We start from the raw sequence: 21,892 nt of genomic DNA, 5'->3' as shown, positions 1-21,892 counted from the left end.
AAGAAAAAAGCGGCCATCCCAAGAAAAATTCAGCCGCTTTGTTCTCGAATATTTGTGGATTAAAAGCTATAGGTCAATCCTGCGTTCCAAGTTGTACCCAGCCCGTAATAGTATCCAAAGCCATCCTTTCTGCCGAAGTATTTCGTGTTGAATAAATTCAAGACATTTCCACGGAACTTTATCGGCTGATTGCCTATCCGGAATGTATAGGTGAGACCTGCATCGAAGACACCGAATGAATCCAGTCGTTCCGGTGCATAGATTTCGCCTTCTAAAGCCGCCCCGACTACGTCCTCAGCTTCCACCTGAGCATACAGGCGATCGTAGAAGTTGTAGTTTGCATCGACGGATAGGTTTTCCAGGATGTCATATTCCGTCCCGAATCCAAAAGACGTTTGTGCAGCGTTACCTACTTTAACACCTGAAAGACCCAAATTACCACTATCAATGATTTGCGAGTCTTCGTCGTTTCTCAATCTGTAAGGTGAATCTCCATCGTATTGCCAGTCACCGAGAGAACCGTATCCGCGCAACATCCATTGTGGGGTGATCTGCGCTTGGAAGTCGAGTTCCAAACCTTTATGCAATTGGGTCACTCCCGTCAGCAGGTAGGTAACATTTGTATAAACCGTACCATTGACTTCACGGTTACCGGCGTCATAAGCCAAGAACCTATTTTTCCACGCGGTATAATAACCATTGAGATTTATGGTGAAGTTTGGGATAACAAAACGATACCCGGCTTCCAATCCAAATATTTCTTCGTTATCCACCACTGGATCGGTGAAATCAATGGTGCCCTGTTGAAATACATTGTCTAAAAATGGTTGCCGCGAGTATTGGCCGATATTGACAAATAACGTGTTTTCTTCGTTGATAGTATAGGAAGCACCTCCTTTGATGTTATAACCGAATTTGGTTTCCATGTCAGACTTCGCTTCTCCTCCTTCATAATTCCAACGGTTAAGTTTGACATAAGATTGGTTGGACACAGAGCCTTGCACAAATATAGAAAAATCCTCGCTGCTGTATTCCACCTGTCCGAAAAGGCCTTGGTAGTTGATATCTTCTGAATCGTCGTAGCCCACACGCTGGTCTACCGGAGCATAGTTAAATAAAGATGCCCAAGGGTCCGCTTTAAAGGTCTCCGTAATTTCAAATTCACCGCCATGTGCAGGACTGTTTTCGATACGACTATCCAATCCCAATTTATTGATTATTTGACGGAAGTGGTCACCATGGTAAAAGCGAAGGTCTGCACCCACATTGAATGTGAGGCCAACGTCGGTTTCATGATTAAAGTTGGACACCAGACCATACCAAAAGTGGTTATTCATCGACGCACGCAACATGGTGCCGTTGAAGCCGGAACTTATACCGTCTGCAATGTCCGCATTGTATTCCGCGATGTTATCCCATAGCAATTGTCCTTGTGGGCCATAAGCTGACCCGTACATGCTCGGCAAGCGGTTTTGACCATTGCCTAGGGAACCTGTACTACCACCCCGACCTAAGGAAGCATATAATACAGTAGAGAGTGACGATTTTTCGTCAATGTCAAAATCCCAGTTAAGGTTGGCAACAGGTTTGTGGTAAAAGTTGGTTACCAACGAGAGCCCTTCGCCATTGTAGTGGCCATAGTTATGATTACCCTTAATTCCCGTCAAATCATAACCGGGGGTGTTAATCTGACCTGCAATTCCACCACTGGCATCATCGGGCCAATATGTCGTCTCTAACGCTTTGGAATAATTTTGACCGTGTTTCTGAGGAGCACCAAATACCATGAAGTTGAAATTATGACGGTCATTTGGTTTATATCCAACGGAGAAGAAATAGCTTTGACCTTCTCCCTGCGTCCCCACTGCATATTTACGGTCGGCTCTCCAATAGTCTATCATCATTGAAAAGCCCCACTTGTTTTGAAGTCCAGTGTTGTAACCTACAGTTCCTTTCAAGTAACCGTCATTACCAGTCATAAAACGTACGGATCCTCCCTTTTTCAAGTCTGTGGCTTTTGTGACGATATTTACGGTGCCGCCAACCGAGGAAATGGCCAATTTGGAAGAACCCAGCCCCCTTTGAACTTGGATGGCATTAGCAACGTCGGCGATTGAACTCCAGTTTGACCAATACATATTTCCGTCCTCCATGCCATTGATGGGTTGGCCATTCAACAAGTAAGCGGTATTCGATTGATCAAACCCACGAAGGAAATTCTGACCATCCCCGAAGCCGCTGGCTTGATTGGCTACAAACACCGACGGCGTGTTTTTCATGATTTCTGGAAATTCAACGTTTCCGACACCCTTGTTTTGTATTTCAGTACGGGATATGGTAGAAACCGCTATTGGTGTTTTCCGATCCTCGGCTATATCGATAATCCCTCGGCCTACAACAACCACCTCTTCAAGTGACTGTGAATCGGAGACTGTTAAAACGATGGTGCCTAAATTGGATTCAGCGGAAAAAGGCACTGTACGGGAAGAGAAACCAAGAATACGGATAACCAGTTCACCGGATGTAACATCCGTAGATAGACTGAAGTTACCTTCACTATCGGTAGATGTACCTCCCAAGGAGCCCCGTACCGTAACAGTTGCACCTACAATCGGGTCGATACCGTCTGTTACTTTACCTGTAAGTACGCGCTGTGCCCATGAATAGTTGCTAAGCACTACGAAAAGTGCAACTAATGTAACCCATTTGGTAGTTTTTGTTGCCATATTTGAAAATGATAAGTGAGGTGTGCCGAATGCAAATTTTCTCAGTAAACTTGAGGGAAGTTGTATTTCATGTGCTGTGAGAAACGTTACATTCATGGTGTGAATGAATTGTTAACAATGCAAAGGTAGGTATCTTGTGTAAAATTACCGTTAATAAATTGTTGTATAACAATATTGAAAACGCGGCATGTCGGTCGGGTATTTTTCGATTTGAAAACAACGGGTTTTTCTTTTTTTCTATTTTTGGGGGGTGAAGAGCGCGATATGCAGTCTACTTATAATCTTTGTCGTCATTACCTGCGACGATAAAAAAAACAATCCGAGTCCCCTTATCTACCAAGTAATGGAGGATTTTGAGGGTGCTCGGAAGGATGCTTACGCAATCGGTGATCTCCAGTTGCATACGGGAATCTGGACATTGGACGATGCCCTGATCTGGGGTGGAGCAGTACAGGGAGATGCATGTAACGGCGAACGCTCGTTACGTATTCGCAACAAAGGCCAGGTAACTACAACGTTCGAAATCAATAACGTTACCATGGTCTACCTCAAACATGCACTATTCGGCAAGGATGCCCCGGCGTACTGGAAAATCCAGATAGCTTCCAGCGAATCGGATTTTAAAGACCTGAGTGGCGAAATCACGACATCGACTTATTCGTTGAAGCTTGATTCGTTTGCGGTTTCGGACACCGGAAAAGTACGCATACGAATTGTCAAACTGGGCGGAGGACGGCTAAACATCGATGATGTGGTATTCAAAGGGAGCGGTGATCCCGGAATCGTCGTTGGAGCCCGCGGTACGCCGGAAAGCCACCCGGAACCTCAACAAGCGTCGCCCCGCAATGCCATGCGCGGCAATGATGCGCCTCCAATATCCGGTGACAACAGCAATTTGCTTCTCGGCAATCCATCCAACGCAACCATCGATGTGATCAATTACACCAATTACCTGATCGATCACCACTATTTCGTATTATCATATAATCGTGACCGTGGTACGCCGAACTGGGTAAGCTGGCACCTGGATGAAACGAATATCACCGGCGCAGTCGGCAGGCAAGATAACTTTGCACCTTACATTGGCATTCCGGACAGCTGGTATGCCGTATCCGATATTAGCTATGCCGGATCTGGCTTCGATCGCGGTCACAACTGCCCTTCAGGCGATCGCACAAGTTCCCACACTGCTAATTCAGCCACGTTCCTCATGACGAACATGATTCCTCAAGCTCCCCAACATAATGGAGGGCCCTGGGCAGATCTGGAAAACTATGTCCGTGATCTCGTCCGTTCGGGACGAGAAGCCTATATCGTCATGGGTTCATACGGCCGCGGTGGCATAGGGAATAAGGGGCGCATAGAAACAATTGACGATGGGAAGGTTACCGTGCCCGAGCGTGTTTGGAAAGTCGTTTTGCTACTGTCAAGCGGTGAAGATGACCTTGCCCGTATCGATAAAAATACGGACATCATTGCCGTTGACATGCCCAATAGTAATGACGTCAACAGCCATTGGAAAAGTTACCGCGTTAGTGTAGATTATATCGAACAGCAAACAGGATATGATCTACTCGCTAACCTTCCCAAAAAAGTTCAGCAGACGTTGGAAGAATCCATCGTTGTTCACTTTTGAAACTTGACAACTTTAGCCTTTTGGCAGCTTTGACGCATGTGCAGTTCGGATTTTACTATGTCTTTTTCCATAGGCAAAATAGATAACGATGCCCAAGATCATCCAAATGGCCAATCGCTCCCAGCTTTCGATGGGTAATGACGCCATCATGGCTACACAGACAACGATGCCAAGTATCGGTACTACCGGTACCAGCGGCGTACGGAATGGCCGTTGAATATCCGGATTGGTTTTACGCAGTACCATGATCCCTATGCACACCAGTACGAAGGCGAACAGCGTGCCAATACTGACCATGTGCCCCAGATCGGATACCGGAACAAAGCCTGCGAAAATACTGACGAAAAACATGAAGATTACATTGGTTTTCCAGGGAGTTTGGAATTTGGATAGGTCCGAAAAGAGTTTGGGAAGTAAACCATCTTTGCTCATTGTATAGAAGACGCGGCTTTGCCCGAGCAACATTACCAGCATTACCGAAGTATATCCGGTAAGGATGGCAATGATCATTGCAGTGTTGAGAAAGGTATAACCTGTTTGTGCAAATGCTGTGGCTACGGGTTTTGCATCACCGGCAAATTTGGTGTAGTTTTCCAGTCCGGTCATCACGTAAGAGAAGAGCACATATAAAAGGGTACAGACCAGTAGCGACCCGATGATGCCAATGGGCATTCCTTTCTGGGGATTTTTCGCTTCCTGTGCGGCAGTACTTACGGCATCAAAACCGATGAAGGCAAAAAATACGACACCGGCACCGCGCATGATTCCGCTGATGCCAAAATGCCCAAAATAGTCACTTTTGAAGAATTCAAAAAAACCTAGCTGCCCCGACTTAACCAGCTGCTCGCCTTCGTTTGCCGGAATAAAAGGCTCGTGGTTTAGCGGATTAATGAAACTCCAACCCAAAGCTATGAAAATCAATACAACGGCGACTTTAACGACTACCAGAATATTATTGACTATCGATGACTCGTGCGTACCCCTCATCAGGAGAAGCGAAAGCAGGCAGACAATAACGATTGCCGGAATATTGACGATACCACCTTCCCAAGGACCATGAAGCAGGCTTTCGGGGAGATTTATGCCGAATACAAGAAGCAACTCGTTGAAATATTGTGACCAACTGGATGCCACCGTCGCAGCGCCCAACGCATATTCCAATACAAGATCCCAACCGATAATCCAGGCAACAAACTCACCCAGCGTGGCGTATGAATAAGTGTACGCACTTCCGGCCACGGGAATCATTGCAGCAAATTCCGCATAACAGAGGCCCGCGAATGCGCATCCTATGGCAGCAACAATAAACGAAAGAGTTACCGCTGGTCCCGCATTTTCTGCAGCGGCTATCCCTGTTAGCGAGAACAATCCCGCTCCGATAATGGCTCCAACGCCCAACGCTACGAGGCCACTGCTTGTTAACGTCCGTTTAAGTGTGCCTTCTCCGCTCTCCGCAGCTTCAGCAATTAATGTAGGGATTGATTTTTTAAATAACATGCAATTTTTCTTTTCAATCTAGGCCCATTCATGCATGGCCGAGCCAAACCTACAAAATTTTATTTTTAAATAGATGATTTTTTTGCCATGGTTCGCTTAACAGGGAATGGTCGGCGAAGCTCAATCAATAAAACAAAACAGGGGTTTGTTACCGTAACAAACCCCCGTTTTGTTTGCTCAACCACATCGATGCTTTATTCCGATTGATTGGTTTGTACCATAACCGCTGTGTTTTCGGATTGTTTGGCCATCGAAATTTCTTTATTTATATCGTTTGTTTCAAGTTTTGCCTGGCTGTTGGTGTGGCCACCCAAAATTGGGGCAATGACCAACCCTACTAAGCAGGTTAATTTGATCAAGATGTTCATGGACGGACCAGAGGTATCCTTGAACGGGTCACCTACCGTATCTCCAGTAACGGCTGCTTTGTGCGCATCGGAACCTTTATAGGTCATTTCACCATTGATTTCCACGCCCGCTTCGAACGACTTTTTCGCATTATCCCACGCACCACCCGCATTGTTTTGGAAAATTGCCCAAAGTACACCTGAAACCGCAACACCTGCCATATAGGCGCCCAATGCCTCTGCACCCATCACAAAACCGACAATAATCGGGGTAACGATGGTGAGCGCACCGGGAAGCATCATTTCACGTAGTGCTGCTTTGGTAGAGATGTCAACACATTTACCATATTCGGGTTTGCCCGTTCCTTCCATGATCCCCGGTATTTCGCGAAACTGGCGACGTACTTCATTCACCATATCCATCGCGGCTTTCCCGACGGACTGCATAGCTAACGCCGAGAACACCACCGGAATCATTCCGCCAATAAACAGCGCGGCCAAAACGTCTGCTTTGAAAATATTGATGCCATCGATCCCGGTAAACGTTACGTAAGCTGCAAAGAGAGCCAAAGCGGTCAATGCCGCCGAAGCAATCGCAAATCCTTTTCCCACCGCTGCAGTTGTATTTCCTACGGAATCGAGGATGTCGGTACGTTGGCGCACTTCCTTGGGCAACTCGCTCATCTCTGCGATACCTCCGGCGTTGTCAGCAATCGGTCCGAATGCATCAATGGCCAGCTGCATGGCGGTGGTTGCCATCATGGCAGACGCGGCAATGGCCACGCCGTAAAACCCTGCCAATTCATATGAACCCCAAATAGCTAACGCAAAAAGCAGCACCGAAGAAAATGTCGATTTCATACCGGTTGCTAGCCCGGCGATGATATTAGTGGCCGCTCCGGTAGAAGAATTCCGGACAATATTCAATACAGGCTTTTTACCCAGTCCGGTATAAAATTCTGTGAATGACGAAATCAATCCGCCTACCGCCAAACCTACAATAGTCGCATAAAACACATTCATCCGGGACACATCCTTAAAGCCTTCGCCGAAAAACTTCATGTTAATTGTCTCGGGCAACATAAAGCGGATCAGAAAGAAACAAGCGATAACCGTCAAGATGATAGCAACCCAGTTTCCTAAATTCAGTGCGCCTTGTACTTGGTTTTCTTTCGCATCATTGGAAGAAATCTTGACGAAGAACGTACCAATAATGGAAGCAATAATACCCACACCGGCAATCACCATCGGTAGTAGAATGGGACCATATCCGTTGAATGCATCGGTATATGTTGTGCCCGAAACTTCGGTCATGTCTTTAATGATGTAATTTCCGAGCACCATCGAGGCAAGCACCGTGGCAACGTACGAACCAAAGAGGTCAGCGCCCATTCCGGCTACGTCCCCTACGTTATCACCCACGTTATCTGCAATAGTAGCCGGATTTCTCGGATCATCTTCTGGAATTCCGGCTTCTACTTTCCCAACGAGGTCAGCACCGACGTCAGCGGCCTTGGTGTAAATGCCGCCACCCACGCGAGCGAAAAGCGCAATGGACTCGGCTCCCAGGGAGAACCCTGCCAGTGCTTCTAGCACGACGGTCATCTCCCGATAGAGGTTGCCGCCATCGGTAACAAACATATTCAGAAAGATTAGAAAGAAAATGCTTAGACCAAGTACGGCCAGTCCGGCTACTCCCAATCCCATCACCGTACCGCCAGAGAACGAAACTTTCAATGCATTAGGTAAGCTCGTTCTTGCCGCCTGTGTGGTACGCACATTGGATTGGGTTGCGATGCGCATGCCGATATTTCCTGCTAAGGCCGAAAAGAAGGCGCCGAAAACAAATGCAACGACAATAATCCAATGGGTGGTTTCGACCACGGTAGATACGGCAAAAAGCGCGATGGATGCGATGATCACAAAAATAAGAAGAATCCGGTATTCCGCTCTCAGGAATGCCAAGGCCCCCTCCTGGATATTTTTTGCAATACCTTTCATCCGCTCGTCACCAGCGTCCTGTTTCCTTACCCACGCTGATTTTACAATCATCACCACGATGCCGATTAGGGCAAGCACAGGTACTAAATAAATCAAATTTTCTTGTAAAAATCCCATTATTACCGATTCAATTGTTTACAAAATGCTACATTGTCAAAATAGGTCTCAACAAAGAGTCGCCAAAAATAAGATGCTTATTGCAATAAACAAATTAATTTGTATTAATTCAATAATATTTACCTACTTTCAACGGTACGAATCTTAATCTAAAGTTCATAATGCATACAGATCCTAAACAAAACGAAGACATGAAACGAGAGTTGGGGTTACTTGACGCGACCATGCTGGTGGCAGGATCCATGATCGGCTCCGGAATTTTTATCGTCAGCTCCGACATTGTTCGCAATGTAGGCAGTGCCGGTTGGCTTATCTTTATCTGGCTGGTCACCGGTTTGATTACCATCATCGCCGCGACGAGTTATGGAGAACTGTCGGCCATGTTTCCGAAAGCCGGCGGGCAATATGTGTACCTGAGGGAAGCTTATAATCGTATGGTTGCTTTTCTCTATGGCTGGTCACTGTTTATGGTTATCCAGGCGGGGACAATAGCCGCCGTTGGCGTCGCGTTTGCGAAATTTACTGCCTACATCTTTCCAACGCTGGGTGATGATCATATCCTTTGGGACCTGGGCCTCGTGGAAATCAATGCAGCTCAATTGGTGGCCATTGTTACCATTGTTATCCTGACTTGGGTGAATTCCCGCGGTGTGAAAAATGGGAAGATTATTCAAACAGTATTTACAGTTGTTAAAATCCTTTCCCTGGGCGGGCTGATCGTGATGGGCCTTTTTGGTGCATTTAACGCCGAAATATGGAGTGCCAATTGGTCTACGGCATGGGATACCGTCCGTTGGGATACCAGCGGCGTAGTTGTGTCAATAGGAGGGGCGGCCGTATTTGCAGGAATTGTATCCGCGATGGTAGGCTCCATTTTCTCCAGCGATGCCTGGAATAACGTGACATTTATTGCCGGGGAGATCCGCAATCCAAAACGGAATATCGGCATGAGCCTTTTTTTAGGAACACTCATCGTGACCATCATCTATGTGTCGGCCAACCTGATGTATTTAGCTACCCTGTCGATGGAACAGATCGCGCATGCCCCGGCAGATCGCGTCGCGGTAGCGGCAGCACAAGCTATTTTCGGTCAGGTAGGAACATTGGTTATCGCCGTTATGATTATGATTTCTACGTTCGGCTGCAATAACGGATTGATATTAGCCGGTGCGCGGGTATACTATACCATGGCACAAGACGGACTATTTTTCAAAAAGGCAGGCGAGCTCAATAAATTCGAAGTGCCCGGCTGGGGGTTGTGGGCGCAATGCATCTGGACATCGGTACTATGCCTTACCGGCCGCTATGGTGATTTACTCAATTACGTTGTTTTCGTAGTGCTGATTTTCTATGCGTTGACAATTATTGGGGTGTTTACCCTACGTCGGAAAAGACCCGATATCGAACGGCCGTATAAAGCATTTGGTTATCCGGTACTACCTATCGTATATGTATTGGCGGCATTTACTATTTGTATTGGCTTGTTGATTTATCAACCGACATTTACCTGGCCGGGGCTGGTTATAGTATTATTGGGCATTCCGGTATTTTTTATGTGGAATAAGCGATATGAAACTGCGTAATTTAATTTTTTGAGTCTCAAGTCAATATAACCAAAAAGATCAGGCGGATTCTTAGGGACTCGCCTGATCTTTGTTCTGTTATCTTCTGCGAATGGATCAATCGATCGTCCACAAATAAATCGTATCATTACCTACCTCAACGGTTTTCTTGGCTTCCCAGTCACCCATATCGAAATCATGGGATACGATACGGCTTCCAGGTTTTAGTTCCTTCTGCAGCTTCGGGCGCAGCTTCAAGTTAACCGATGGCAGCAGGTACATGGTTACTACATTTGCTTCACTGAAATCAAAGTCAAATAGATCGCCTTTTACGAACTTTACTTTGTCTGTTACTCCAGCAGCCTGTGCATTTTCATTGGCCTCTTTCAGCCGTTGTGGGTTGAGATCTACGCCCACTCCCGTTGCGCCGAACTTCTTTGCTGCCGTGATGACGATACGTCCATCTCCACATCCTAGATCATAAACGACATCACCGGGTTTCACACCGGCGAGTTTCAGCATTTCCTCGACCGTTTCCTGATTAGTGGGCACGTATGGAACATCCAAAGCGAGGTTCTCCTGGGCATACGCACCCGTGCATATGCCGACAAATAAGGCGATCAGCCAATTTTTAACATTGCTCATCATTTTCATTTTTAATGGTTGTACATTCTATTAATTATAACCGATGGTATATGTTTATTTTAATCAATACTATTCCCCAAAGTCACCGCACGGCAAAGAAAAATAGGGTTCCCAAGGCCAGAACCGCTACGCCCACGAACGCGCCGATACCCGTATACGCTAGACTGGAATACAGTAGATAAGCACAGGATCCACAAAAGATAATCGGCGTAACAGGATATAGCGGTACCCTGAATGGCCGTGCGGCCCCCGGTTCTTTTTTACGCAAAACAAACAAAGAGATTCCCGTAGCAAGGAAAAAGAACCAGAATACGGGTGCTGTAAAGTCGACCATAGATTGGAAACCGTCGCGTGTAATCGCGCCCAGGCCAATCAACACTAAAGCGATGATGCCCTGTACCATCAATGCGTTGATGGGAGCAGAAACTTTTGTGTTCCATTTGCCCAGTCCGGCAAATACCTTGAAATCGCGGCCTAAGGCATAATTAGTACGAGCACCCGTGAAAATGGTCGCATTGATTGACGTCAGGGTAGCCATCACAACCAATATGCCGATCAGGTATACACCCGGTTCGCCAAGTGTGGCCTGCATTAAGTCGATGCCTACTGCTTCAGATGTAGCCATCCGCTCTATACCCAACGCACGTAAAAACGCCCAATTGACGAGCAGGTAAAGCACCGTGGTAACCAGAATACTAACCACCAATACCCACACCATCTTCCGGCTGCCTGCTTTCAGTTCGGCCGAAATGTAACCCGCTTCGTTCCAACCGCCGAATGTGAGCAATACAAACACCAAGGCAAGTCCGATCGAAGTGGAATTTTCGGATGCCACTGGAAGGGCCGACAGATGTTCGGGCGATGGATGAATGAAGAGACCAACTACTACCACACACAAGGTCCCCAAAAATTCAACGGCGAACAGCAGATTCTGTGTGCCCGTGCCAAAATGTACGCCTAATATATTAATCACCGTAAGCGTAACTACCACCAGCGCGGCAAATAATGCAGAAGAATGGAGGCCTATTGGGTACAATTGTGAAACATAGTCGCCAACAATGTAAGCCAGCAGGGCGATGGATCCCGTTTGAATAATGCTCAATCTGGCCCATGCAAAGAGAAAAGCGAAGCGGTTGCCAAAAGCCCGCATCAGGAAATGATAGTCACCTCCCGTATTCGGAAATGAGGTACTTAGTTCCGCATAGCACAATGCACCAACCAGCGAAATTGCACCGCCCAGGAGCCATACTAAAAGAAATAATTCTGAACTGCCGGTGTTAGCTGCGACAATAGAAGGTGTGCGGAAAATCCCTGCGCCTACAATGATCCCAATGACAAGAGCTACTGCGTCGGTGGTCCGGATCAGGGGTCGCGGAGATATTCCTTGCTTTCCTCTTTCCATGCCTTACGGTTTTTAATGTGGGTGTACGGATAATAATACAATCTGTGAGAGGCTTTGTTTCTGTCGGTGTGTAATAATTTTATTGATAGTCCGAAAGACTGAAAGTCGAGGCTATAAAAAAAAATTGTCGCTGAAGTTTACCAGAAATAATTCTTTGGTTGCCCGGGTGCAGGCGGTGTATAACCAGCGTAAGAATTCGACGTCGAGCATCTCATCGGTGAGATACCCTTGGTCTACAAATACGGATTGCCATTGGCCGCCCTGTGCTTTGTGACAGGTAATAGCCATGGCAAACTTTAGCTGCAGGGCGTTATAATAGGGGTCGGCTTTGAGTGCCGCTAAGCGTGCCCGTCTGTCTGGAATGTCAGCATAATCGATCATGATAGCATCAAAAAGACGCTGCTGGTCGGCCTGAGAAAGACTGGGGGAATCGCTGTGGAGCGTGTCCAGCATGACGCGACAATCGATCGGTTCGATTTCGTCGGAATCCATGAATTCCAAGCTGACATCCGCAAAACGGAATCCGTGTTGTTCGTGCACATTGCGCACCCGGCGTACCCGCGCCATATCGCCATTGGCGATGAAACCTGTACGGTTGGAATCGGCAGAAAGCCAATAATAATTGTTGCGCACAACCATAATGTAATCGCCACCGGTTAACTCTTCCTCCCGAAATAAAATGCGGTTACGTATGTGCTGGTTATACAAATTGGCATTTTTATTCGAACGGCATATCACCAACGTGTTTTCCATGCCGTATTTGTCATAGGCATAGTGCAATCCCTCCATGAGTCGTTCACCTGTCATCCGATAGATATCCGGGAATCCCTTGGTCTGGAACTGCGGAAATGGTACCGATTCGTCCCGTTCGGAGTACGAATGTATCTGCTCTCGTATTACGGTAGCATTATAAAGGATACCGGAGTGCTTTTCCTGGCGTACAACTTCCGTGAGTTCTTGTACGAATACACACATTCCGAATATTCGTTCAAGCCATTGAGGGTCCAGTGCCGGACTTTGCAGGAGCCCGATGGGGGGCAGCTGTGCAACGTCACCAACAAACATCAACCGACAATTTTTGCCGTTCGCTACGTATTCAACCAGGTCTTCTAATAGGCTTTTTCCGTTAAACGAAAACCGTTCATTCGAGATCATGGAAGCTTCATCGACAATGAAGAGGGTGTCAGTATGCAGATTTTCAGCCAGGCCAAATGCCATGTCTGGAGAAACAGCGACCTTTTTACGATATATCTTTTTGTGCAGCGTCATGGCCTGTTTGCCGGAATAGCTGGCCATCACCTTGGCGGCCCTGCCAGTAGGGGCGAGTAGCACTGAGCGCATATGCAATGCAGGCAGCACCTGTACCAATGTGCTGATCAGGGTGGTCTTACCTGTACCTGCAAAGCCTTTGAGCACGAAGCAGGTTTTGTCGTCTGCATAGCTTAGAAAATCGGCGAGTCGCAGAAATGCTTCCTGCTGTTGACGGGTGGGCGGCAATGGAAAACGACTGGAAAGTAATTCTGCAATCTGCACGGTCAAAGGTACCCAAAAGTTTGGTACAAATGATTTATCTAAGTAAGTTTGTTGCCGGTAAACGGATGGTGATGATATATATTTCAACAGATTTCAATAGGGAACAGTCGGCTATTTACACCTTGCTCGTCCGGGTGGGATCCCACGAAAACGCATTGGCCATCGTGGGGGATGATGGGCAGTTGAAGCTGATTACCACGTACGATCCGATGACCATAGAGCAGGAAGTGGCGGATTTATTGGATCTCGATTTTGCCGCTGTGAAACTTTCCCTTTCAGGCAGCCGTTATGTGTTTATTCCCGAGGAGGTGTTCGATGAGACAGTCGTTCAACTATACCTACGCCACCTGCCAGATGACGGTCTTGCAAGTACAGTCGTATCGGATATTGCACCCCTCGGCTTGAAGATACTTCACCAAACCGATCGTTTACAGGCGGAACCTTTTGCAAAACGGTTTCCAGGTGTCCTCACCTATGCCAGCACTCAGGTATTGTTGCAGAGTATTGCCGGTCATGGCTTGAAAACAAATGCTCCTGCGCTGGTCATTGACAAACAAGCATCAACGCTTACCATCTGTTTCTTTGAGGGGAATCGGTTCGTGTATGCCAACGATTTTGATGTGACGGGTTCGGAAGATTGTGCCTATTACCTGGTTTCTGTTTCGAAACATCTAGGGCTGGAGGATAAACGCCCGGGAATTTGCCTATCGGGAAACATCTTGGCAGATGATGAAATTCACCAATGGTCTATGGCGAATGGCGATGGGGTAGTCTTTGCAGACAGCAGTGCGCTGGTGCATATGGCTATACCGGAACAGTTGACGTCGCAGCAGCATCGATTCCTGACACTTTTAGGACTTCATTTATGCGGATAATAGGAGGGAGCCGCGCTGGATTGCGTTTGCATCCGCCTTCCGTATTGCCGGTGCGGCCCACGACAGATATGGCTAAGGAGGCCCTGTTTAATGTACTGCAACACCGGATGGACTTCGCGCAAATACGAGCACTTGATTTGTTTTCCGGTACCGGGGGGATTGCTTTCGAGCTGGCATCCCGCGGTGCGTCGTCGGTTGTGGCGGTGGATATTCATTTTAAGTGCGTACAATATATTAATGCCACTGCAAAGAAGCTTGATTTGACAGCAATCAAGGCCGTCAAAGCAGATGTGCTTAAATTTATTACGACCTGTAAAGAGGAATTTGATTTTATATTTATCGATCCCCCGTATGAATTGCCACAGCTTCCGCAGCTTCCCGAACAAGTGATTACCAAGAAGATGCTGAAGCCGGGTGCAATATTGGTTTTGGAACATTCTTCTACCCGGGGTATTGGGACACATCCCAATCTCATCGAAACCCGTAAATACGGATATTCGTCGTTTTCATTTTATCAGGTTTAAAGGTTCGTTAATAACAACCACATCAACTTGCCATTCCCACGGCAATCTCTTATTTTTGAAAAAACGCGCTATGAGAACTGCAGTATTTCCCGGCTCATTCGATCCCATTACCAGGGCCCACATTGATATCGTGGAAAGGGCGAAGGAACTTTTCGATAAAATCTATATTGCCGTTGGAACCAATACCACAAAAAAGGGCTTTTTTAGTCACGATGAAAGGCTAGCGATCATCAAAGAGACATTTGCATTACAGACAGATAGCATAGAAGCCGTTCTTTTTGAGGGACTCACCGTCGATTTCTGCAAAAAAGTGAAGGCCCGTTACATTCTCCGGGGTATGCGCAATGCTGCAGATTTTGAGTTTGAAAAAGCCATTGCCTTAAATAATGCGGTTTTGGCGTCCGATATTGAGACGGTATTTTTGGTGAGCAGCAGTGGGTTATCCCATATTTCGTCCACGATTGTCCGCGAGATCATCAGCAACAACGGCGATGTAAGCCAACTTGTACCGGATGCAGTCGTGAACATGGTTCGCCGTAAGTGAGAGGCCGGTAGCCTGCGTGTTCATTTTGGCGCGATCGTATCCAGGATGTCTGCAATTAATGGATACGTGTTTTTGCGAATGCTGTCAAATTTATCTTCGCCCAACCAAACGGCTTCCGTGATATCTTCTTCAAGCTGAGGCTTCAATTTCGGAACCTTGTTGACCCCCATCTCATACCAGTTGGTTTTCTTTAAAACCAATTCACCCTTCATAAAATACATGTGGTATGTGGTGGCAATTTTCTGGCCGAGATAGTCAACCCTGATCCCGCATTCCTCCTGTACTTCGCGCACGGCCGTCTTCCGCATAGACTCCCCTTCATCTACTTTGCCTTTCGGTAGATCCCACTTTTCAAGCCGATGAATAAAGAGAAATTTTCCTTTTCCATTTTTTACTAAACCGCCTGCTGCTTTAATTAGTTTGATTCTTTTTTTAATGACATTAAAAAAATCGCCCGGTTTTTTTATTAGTATGAAATATGTGACGGGAATTTTATTTTCCTTCGATTGCCCGAAAAGTTTTTCCAAGTCAAGATATTGATGGTCAATTGGTTGAATATTGGTGAAGCTTTCGGGTATAAAATCTGCCACAACGAGGGCAGATTGGTTCATATAAATTTTATAGATTTGCGCCATGAATAATATGAATGAGGTTGCACAAAAAGTTGCCGAATCATTGTTGCAAATTAAAGCAATTAAATTACAACCCAAAAAACCTTTTACATGGGCGTCGGGATGGAAGTCTCCCATTTACTGCGATAACCGTGTAGCTTTGTCTCATCCCCCCATCCGAACGTACATTCGCCAAAAGCTTTCGGAGTTGATACAGGAAGAGTTCGGGTCGGTTGAAATGATTTCGGGGGTAGCTACTGCGGGCATCCCCCAAGGTGTACTGGTCGCCCAGGATTTGGGTCTTCCTTTTACCTACGTGCGTGGTAACTCCAAGGATCACGGGCGGGAAAACCAAATTGAGGGTGAAGTTGTCAGCGGCCAACGTGCTGTCGTAGTTGAAGATTTGATTTCGACAGGAAAAAGCAGCTTAAAAGCCGTTCATGCACTACGTGCAGCTGATTGCAATGTCGTGGGGCTTGTATCCATTTTTACATATGGGTTTGCTGAAGCAGAAGCGAATTTTACAGAAGCTAAATGCAGGCACCTCAGTCTGTGTAACTACGATGACCTGTTGGAAGTGGCGGCCAAACACAATTACATACTGAACAGCGATATCGAAGTGCTTGAGCAATGGCGTGCCAACCCTTCGGAATGGTCGCCCGAATAGGTTTCGGGATTCTCTATCTATTTTTATGACCGTTATTCAAAATCAAGCGATTATTGACAAATCTGTCGGCCACGTGTATGGGTTTTTAGCCGATTGTAACAACCATGAGCAATTGATGCCCGATACCATCTATAATTGGTCATCTACACGAGATGAAGCACGTTTCACGGTTCAAAACATGGCGAAACTTGCACTCAGAATAGACCGTCGGATCGAAAATAGTGAAGTGAGACTTATACCATTGGAAAAGGCGCCTTTTGACGTGATCCTTCGGTGGGAGTTGTCTACACAGGGCGATAATCAAACCGTTGCTCGATTGATCATCGAGGCAGATCTCAATATGATGATGAAAATGGTGGCTGTCAAACCCTTGCAGCAGCTGGTGGATCATCAGGTAGATCGTTTGAGATTATTAATGGCTTAAGAGCGTATAAAAGAACAAACCCCCGGCAACCAATTAAGTGCCGGGGGTTTGTTCTTTTATCTGCCAATCGGGTTACGCATTCAACTGTTCCGCTACGAAATCCCAATTGACCACATTCCACCAATTAGCAATATATTCCGGTCTGCGGTTTTGGTAATGCAGGTAATATGCATGCTCCCACACATCGATCCCTAAAAGGGGGGTCCCTTTCAGCTCCGCATCATCCATCAACGGATTATCCTGATTGGGCGTAGAACCGATCTTCAATGTGCCGTTGTCGCTCACCAACCAAGCCCAGCCCGAACCAAACCTTCCTGCACCGGCTGCGGCAAATTGTTCCTTAAATTGATCAAAAGAACCAAACGCACCGTTAATGGCGTCCATCAATGCGCCGGATGGCGCGTTGCCGTCAACGGGTGCACGTAGTGATTTCCAAAAAAATGAATGGTTCCAGGCACCGCCGCCGTTGTTTCGTACGGTAGCCGATAGCTTGGATATATTGGCAAATAATTCTTCCGGTGTGGAATACGTTATTTCTTCCGCTTTGATCGCATCATTTACTTTTGAAATGTAGCCGGTATGGTGCTTGGTATAATGGATTTCCATGGTCCGTGCATCAATATTCGGTTCCAATGCGTTGTATTCGAAACCCAACGGTTCCTGTGAAAATTCGAGCGGGGCACCGCTTGATTCACCGGATGAGTCGCCAGAGGAAGTCGGAGAACTGCATCCAACCAACGTGTTCAATGGATTGACACCCAAGGCTGTAGTAGCAACAGTTGCTGCAGAAAAGCCTAGGGTTGTACGTAAAAAATTCCTTCTATTGGTCGTTGCCATAATGGTTAAAGATTTGATTTTACAGCTTTAAATACAACCAAAGTTAGTGTTTTGTTTTAAAAACCCATGGATTAATCCGGATTTATATGGATAATGTGACAAATTTCATTTACATTTCAATCACAGGTTCCATCGGGGCTGCAGGAGGGTCCTTCCGTCACGTTAATCAATGTATCCGGATTCGTGGCACGCCATTCGGCAACCGCTTTTTGCAGGGTTTGCAAAAAAACTTCGGGGGGTTGGGCTCCCGACACCGCGTATTTGCGGTTAAACACAAAAAAGGGAACTCCCCGAATTCCGATATTCCGGGCTTCCTGGATGTCTTGTGCTACCTCGTGCGCGTAGGCGTCGCTGCTAAGCATTGCAATAACCGGCGTTTCTTCCAGGCCCGCTTTCTTGCCCAGTTCTACTAGTGTATCGCGGTTGCTGATATCTTTTCCATCCGTGAAATGGGCGTTGAACAGTGCTTCTTTCACACGGGTGCCGGCTCCTTTCGATTGTGCAAGGTGAATCAGCCGATGGGCATCCCATGTGTTTGCGATTACCGCTTTTTCAAAATTCAGTGTTACACCGGCGTTTTTACCAGTTGCAGCTACACTCGATGTCATCTCCTTGGCTTGTGCAATACTCAGTCCTTTTCGCTCAGCGAGGTATTGATAGGTATCGGCATAGGTGGTGCCCTTTGGCAATTCGGGATCAAGCTGGAAGCTTTTCCATTCCAGTTCGACGAATTCCGCTTCATCAAATTGCGCCAATGCTGTTTCGAAATTGCGTTTGCCGATGTAGCAAAATGGACAGACGATATCAGACCAGATTTCAATTTTCATCACAGTACAATGTTAATTAGAGGGGTGCCAAGCGGTAATTTGACCCTTGGCATCCCAGATTTGTCCAATAATTGTTTAAGCAAATTTCAGAACTAATTCATCCTTCGGGGTACGCACCTTTTTCTGAGTTACCAACCAATCGTTTTCCTGATCCCGGTATCCCAAAGGCAGTAGGGTGACGCTCTTCAATCCTTGTTCGGGCAATCCGAGCAACGCATCGAGTGCAGCATTGTCAAACCCTTCCATGGGTGTTGCATCAACCTGAAGTTCGGCCGCCGCCGCAATAGCAAGTCCAAAAGCAATATATGCCTGACGGGCAGCATGCTCAAAATTGACTTGCGCGGGTTGACTGAGGTACATGTTCTTCAGACGCGTGGTGTAATCGTCAAATGAATTGACAGGGATACCACGCTCGGCAGCCGTGTGGGCAAATACGCTGTCGATCCGTTCTTCAGTATACTTATCCCAGGCAGCAAATATCAGCAGGTGGGAGCTATCCACAATCTGTGTTTGTCCGAACGCAACTGGCTGAATTTTTGCCTTCAACTCCGGATTGGTAATCACAAGGATCTTAAAGGGTTGCAACCCTGAGGAGGTGGGAGCCAACCGGGCAGCCTCCAGTATACTATCGATTTTCTCTTGGGGAACGGCTTGTCCGTTCATCTTTTTTGTGGCATAGCGCCACTTCAATGTTTCTAGTAATTGCATATTGAGCTATTAGATATTAGACGTTGGATTTTAGTTATTAGACATCATTTTTTTATTTTCCATTTCTCCACTTTCCATTTCTCTCTCATTCCACCAGTGCCTTGATAAATCCGGCAGTGGCATCTTCTAGGATACGCTTGGCGGTTTGCGGATCCCCCGGACCGGCGATCATCCCCATGGCTACCAGCCCATGAAGAATTGACCAAAACGTCATTGCTTTGAGATGTACATCGGCATTCGGCTGTTTGCTTTCTTGTATGGCCGCTTCGATGGTTCCGTGAAAAACAGTGCTGACCTCCATGATCTCCTGTGTCTCGCGGACCATCTCGCAGGTGGGGATGCCCAGCCCATACATAATCTGATAATGTTTGGGGTGTTCCTCCGCAAAAGCCCAATAGGCCTGAGAGAGAGCCATTAATTGATCAGTAGGCCGGTCATGTGTTCTTTTTGCTTGATGGAGTCGACTAGCCAGCAGCGCATACCCTTCCTGTGAAAAGGCGCTCCGGATGGCTTCTTTGCTTTCAAAGTGTTTATAAACAACCGGTGTGCTGTATTCGATGGCATCGGCAATCCGGCGGATCGAAAGCGCATCCCAACCTTCTTCTTCTACAATTTGCCAGGATTGTGCTAATATCGCTGAGCGAACTTGTTCCAATTGCCGTTGCTTACGTTCGGATATTCCCATTTGGTAACGCTGTATATAAAAGTTAACACTGTCAGCAAAAGTAACAACCAAAACTTATTTTACGAAAGGAATTGTAGAAAACGACAGTGGGATGACGGAAGCAGCCTATTAAGCCTTCGGACGGAACAAGAGGTGGCCGACCAGCATCAAGACCGAGAAACCGATTCCTACAGCAGATACGCCTGTCCAGCCCTTATACTGCCACGCTAAAGCCGCAATGAAAGTACCTGAAGAGCCACCGATAAAGTAGCTGGTCATATAAATGGTATTCACACGGTTCGTAGCTTCCGGATGCCGCGCAAAAATGACAGCTTGATTGGTTAGGTGAATGGCCTGCAATGCCATGTCGATAAACAATACGCCGATAATCAACGCCAGGTAGCTGCCGGCTCCAGGACCGCCCAGCAGGAGCCACGAGGCCAGTGAAACGGCGCACATAATGACAATAACCCGGTTTTTATCAAGTTGGTCAATCCGTTTGCCAAGGATGGCCGGAGCAACCGCACCGGTAACCCCTAAAATCCCAAATGCACCTGCTATTCCGCTTCCTGCGTGGAAAGGTGGCCCTTCCAGATGAAACACCAGCGTAGTCCAGAATGCAGCAAACGTAGCAAAACTGCATGCACCTCGCCAGGAAGCCAACCGCAGCTCAGGGTCCGAGCGGAAGTAGTGGACAAGCGATCGCATAAGTGCGGCGTAACCGCCATAGAAAGCGGGAGCAACCTCAGGCAATTGTCGGATAAGGATAATCCAATAAATGACCATCACGACTGCACCGCCAAAAAACATGTGGCGCCAACCCAGGTATTCGCCAACTATTCCGCTGATAATGCGTGAAGCGAGTACCCCAATTAACAGGCCGCTCATGACCAAACCGATGGAATAGCTTTTTTTATCGGGCGTAGCCAAGGTCGCAGCCATTGGAACGAACAGCTGTGGTATCACGCAACTCAGTCCGATCAAGAAACTTGCTGTTGCCAACCAGGTCAATGAGTAACTAAAAGTTGCCAGCAGCAGGGAAAGCGGGATAAACGGGAAAATAGTCAATACCACCCGCCTGCGGAAAAACATATCGGCCAGGGGGACAATAAAAAACAATCCAGCTGCATAACCGATTTGTGTTAACATAGCCACAATACCAACTTCGCTTTCTGAGACGTTAAAGTCGCGGGCAATCAAGCCCAACAATGGCTGATTATAATAATTGTTGGCCACAACGAGTCCGGCGCCGATCGTCATCAGTCCTAATGTTTGCTTACTTAAGCCACTGCCGGTCGGGGCGGGTTGCCGGTCGAAAAGCATTAAACGCGGGCCTCCTGTGTGATTTCACGCATGTTATAATAGGCCAGTAGGCCAGCAAGATAAATGCTGTGAATCAATTGTACGGACACCGCATTCCAGCTTTCAATCAGCGAACTTCCGAATATGAGGGCGGTCATGGTGGCTAATCCGGCCATCAGTGCGTAGTTAAACCAGCGCCCACTGATGAGCCATACACCGATCAGAAATTCGGCAATGACCAACAAATAACCGAATCCAAGCACCAGGCCCTGGGGAAACGGGGTTGAGGCAAATTGTTCAGCCATGCCCGAGGCAAAAGCTTCAAGTTTCGGAAGCCGGACCAAACCGTGGCCCAAAAACGACATCGCAATGGGAAGCCGAAGAAAGAACTCGGTAACATGTTTCTTTTTCATGTGGGTATTTTATTGGACGGATCAAAGATA

20 protein-coding genes are annotated in these 21,892 nt (G+C 47.0%); 7 read left to right on the top strand and 13 right to left on the bottom strand.

Features of this window, described 5'->3' with window-relative positions; translation table 11 throughout:
- Window positions 1-59: 59 nt before the first annotated feature.
- Window positions 60-2,726 (bottom strand): TonB-dependent receptor, encoded by a 2,667-nt coding sequence (locus tag BMZ56_RS18880; protein WP_090629295.1) that lies wholly within the window; start codon window positions 2,724-2,726, stop codon window positions 60-62.
- Between the two features lie 343 nt (window positions 2,727-3,069).
- Between BMZ56_RS18880 and BMZ56_RS18875 the strand changes: the two genes are divergently transcribed.
- A complete protein-coding gene (locus BMZ56_RS18875; RefSeq protein ID WP_090629292.1) occupies window positions 3,070-4,362 on the top strand; it encodes a DNA/RNA non-specific endonuclease in 1,293 nt (430 codons plus the stop codon).
- A gap of 12 nt (window positions 4,363-4,374) precedes the next feature.
- Here the strand turns inward: BMZ56_RS18875 and BMZ56_RS18870 are convergent, their stop codons facing one another.
- Together BMZ56_RS18870 and BMZ56_RS18865 are read right to left on the bottom strand one after the other, a co-directional pair.
- The gene (locus tag BMZ56_RS18870) at window positions 4,375-5,859 is read right to left on the bottom strand and encodes an amino acid permease (protein WP_090629290.1); all 1,485 of its coding nucleotides are present in this window, start codon (window positions 5,857-5,859) and stop codon (window positions 4,375-4,377) included.
- 194 nt (window positions 5,860-6,053) lie between these two features.
- Entirely contained in the window at window positions 6,054-8,324 is a 2,271-nt protein-coding gene (locus BMZ56_RS18865) for a sodium-translocating pyrophosphatase (protein ID WP_090629287.1), read from the bottom strand.
- A gap of 191 nt (window positions 8,325-8,515) precedes the next feature.
- Between BMZ56_RS18865 and BMZ56_RS18860 the strand changes: the two genes are divergently transcribed.
- Entirely contained in the window at window positions 8,516-9,907 is a 1,392-nt protein-coding gene (locus tag BMZ56_RS18860; protein ID WP_218146615.1) for an APC family permease, read from the top strand.
- Window positions 9,908-10,003: 96 nt separating this feature from the next.
- Here BMZ56_RS18860 and BMZ56_RS18855 read toward each other — a convergent pair whose 3' ends face one another.
- The 3 genes from BMZ56_RS18855 to BMZ56_RS18845 form a co-directional block, all read right to left on the bottom strand.
- Window positions 10,004-10,534 (bottom strand): SAM-dependent methyltransferase, encoded by a 531-nt coding sequence (locus BMZ56_RS18855; protein ID WP_245893302.1) that lies wholly within the window; start codon window positions 10,532-10,534, stop codon window positions 10,004-10,006.
- Between the two features lie 79 nt (window positions 10,535-10,613).
- Window positions 10,614-11,933, bottom strand: coding sequence for an APC family permease (locus BMZ56_RS18850; RefSeq protein ID WP_090629277.1), 1,320 nt, complete (start codon window positions 11,931-11,933; stop codon window positions 10,614-10,616).
- A gap of 111 nt (window positions 11,934-12,044) precedes the next feature.
- The gene (locus BMZ56_RS18845) at window positions 12,045-13,466 is read right to left on the bottom strand and encodes an ATP-dependent DNA helicase (protein ID WP_090629376.1); all 1,422 of its coding nucleotides are present in this window, start codon (window positions 13,464-13,466) and stop codon (window positions 12,045-12,047) included.
- Between the two features lie 71 nt (window positions 13,467-13,537).
- Between BMZ56_RS18845 and BMZ56_RS18840 the strand changes: the two genes are divergently transcribed.
- The 3 genes from BMZ56_RS18840 to coaD all read left to right on the top strand — a co-directional run bounded on the left by BMZ56_RS18840 (window position 13,538) and on the right by coaD (window position 15,409).
- Complete coding sequence (locus BMZ56_RS18840; RefSeq protein WP_177195214.1) at window positions 13,538-14,341, top strand: DUF3822 family protein; 804 nt, start codon at window positions 13,538-13,540, stop codon at window positions 14,339-14,341.
- On the top strand, window positions 14,332-14,865 hold the full coding sequence (locus BMZ56_RS18835; protein WP_090629271.1) for an RsmD family RNA methyltransferase: 534 nt from the start codon (window positions 14,332-14,334) through the stop codon (window positions 14,863-14,865). Before BMZ56_RS18840 ends, BMZ56_RS18835 begins: the two co-directional genes overlap by 10 nt.
- Before the next feature lie 70 nt (window positions 14,866-14,935).
- Window positions 14,936-15,409: a pantetheine-phosphate adenylyltransferase gene (gene coaD / locus BMZ56_RS18830; protein ID WP_090629270.1), complete on the top strand. Its 474-nt coding sequence runs from the start codon at window positions 14,936-14,938 to the stop codon at window positions 15,407-15,409.
- Window positions 15,410-15,429: 20 nt separating this feature from the next.
- Here the strand turns inward: coaD and BMZ56_RS18825 are convergent, their stop codons facing one another.
- Window positions 15,430-16,158, bottom strand: a complete 729-nt coding sequence (locus BMZ56_RS18825; protein WP_245893301.1) for an NUDIX hydrolase — start codon at window positions 16,156-16,158, stop codon at window positions 15,430-15,432.
- Here BMZ56_RS18825 and pyrE point away from each other — a divergent pair.
- Entirely contained in the window at window positions 16,043-16,687 is a 645-nt protein-coding gene (gene pyrE, locus BMZ56_RS18820; protein ID WP_090629266.1) for an orotate phosphoribosyltransferase, read from the top strand. The two genes, BMZ56_RS18825 and pyrE, sit on opposite strands and share 116 nt — an antisense overlap.
- Window positions 16,688-16,712: 25 nt before the next feature.
- Window positions 16,713-17,111 (top strand): orotate phosphoribosyltransferase, encoded by a 399-nt coding sequence (locus tag BMZ56_RS18815; protein ID WP_090629264.1) that lies wholly within the window; start codon window positions 16,713-16,715, stop codon window positions 17,109-17,111.
- Window positions 17,112-17,183: 72 nt separating this feature from the next.
- Here the strand turns inward: BMZ56_RS18815 and BMZ56_RS18810 are convergent, their stop codons facing one another.
- From BMZ56_RS18810 to BMZ56_RS18785, 6 genes are all read right to left on the bottom strand, one after another.
- Window positions 17,184-17,948 (bottom strand): superoxide dismutase, encoded by a 765-nt coding sequence (locus BMZ56_RS18810; RefSeq protein WP_090629263.1) that lies wholly within the window; start codon window positions 17,946-17,948, stop codon window positions 17,184-17,186.
- A gap of 116 nt (window positions 17,949-18,064) precedes the next feature.
- Window positions 18,065-18,775 (bottom strand): DsbA family oxidoreductase, encoded by a 711-nt coding sequence (locus BMZ56_RS18805; protein ID WP_090629261.1) that lies wholly within the window; start codon window positions 18,773-18,775, stop codon window positions 18,065-18,067.
- A 75-nt stretch (window positions 18,776-18,850) separates the two neighbouring features.
- Window positions 18,851-19,483 carry an NAD(P)H-dependent oxidoreductase gene (locus BMZ56_RS18800; protein WP_090629260.1) on the bottom strand — a complete coding sequence of 211 codons (633 nt, stop codon included), beginning with the start codon at window positions 19,481-19,483 and terminating at the stop codon, window positions 18,851-18,853.
- An 85-nt stretch (window positions 19,484-19,568) separates the two neighbouring features.
- Entirely contained in the window at window positions 19,569-20,168 is a 600-nt protein-coding gene (locus BMZ56_RS18795) for a TetR/AcrR family transcriptional regulator (RefSeq protein ID WP_090629259.1), read from the bottom strand.
- A gap of 108 nt (window positions 20,169-20,276) precedes the next feature.
- Window positions 20,277-21,407, bottom strand: coding sequence for an MFS transporter (locus BMZ56_RS18790; RefSeq protein WP_245893300.1), 1,131 nt, complete (start codon window positions 21,405-21,407; stop codon window positions 20,277-20,279).
- 62 nt (window positions 21,408-21,469) lie between these two features.
- Window positions 21,470-21,862, bottom strand: a complete 393-nt coding sequence (locus BMZ56_RS18785) for a DoxX family protein (RefSeq protein ID WP_090629256.1) — start codon at window positions 21,860-21,862, stop codon at window positions 21,470-21,472.
- Window positions 21,863-21,892 lie beyond the last annotated feature (30 nt).

The sequence above is a fragment of the Parapedobacter indicus genome, assembly GCF_900113765.1.
Taxonomy (GTDB): domain Bacteria; phylum Bacteroidota; class Bacteroidia; order Sphingobacteriales; family Sphingobacteriaceae; genus Parapedobacter; species Parapedobacter indicus.
The sequence above is the reverse complement of the archived record's forward strand: the minus strand, read 5'-3'. Positions and strand labels throughout refer to the sequence as shown.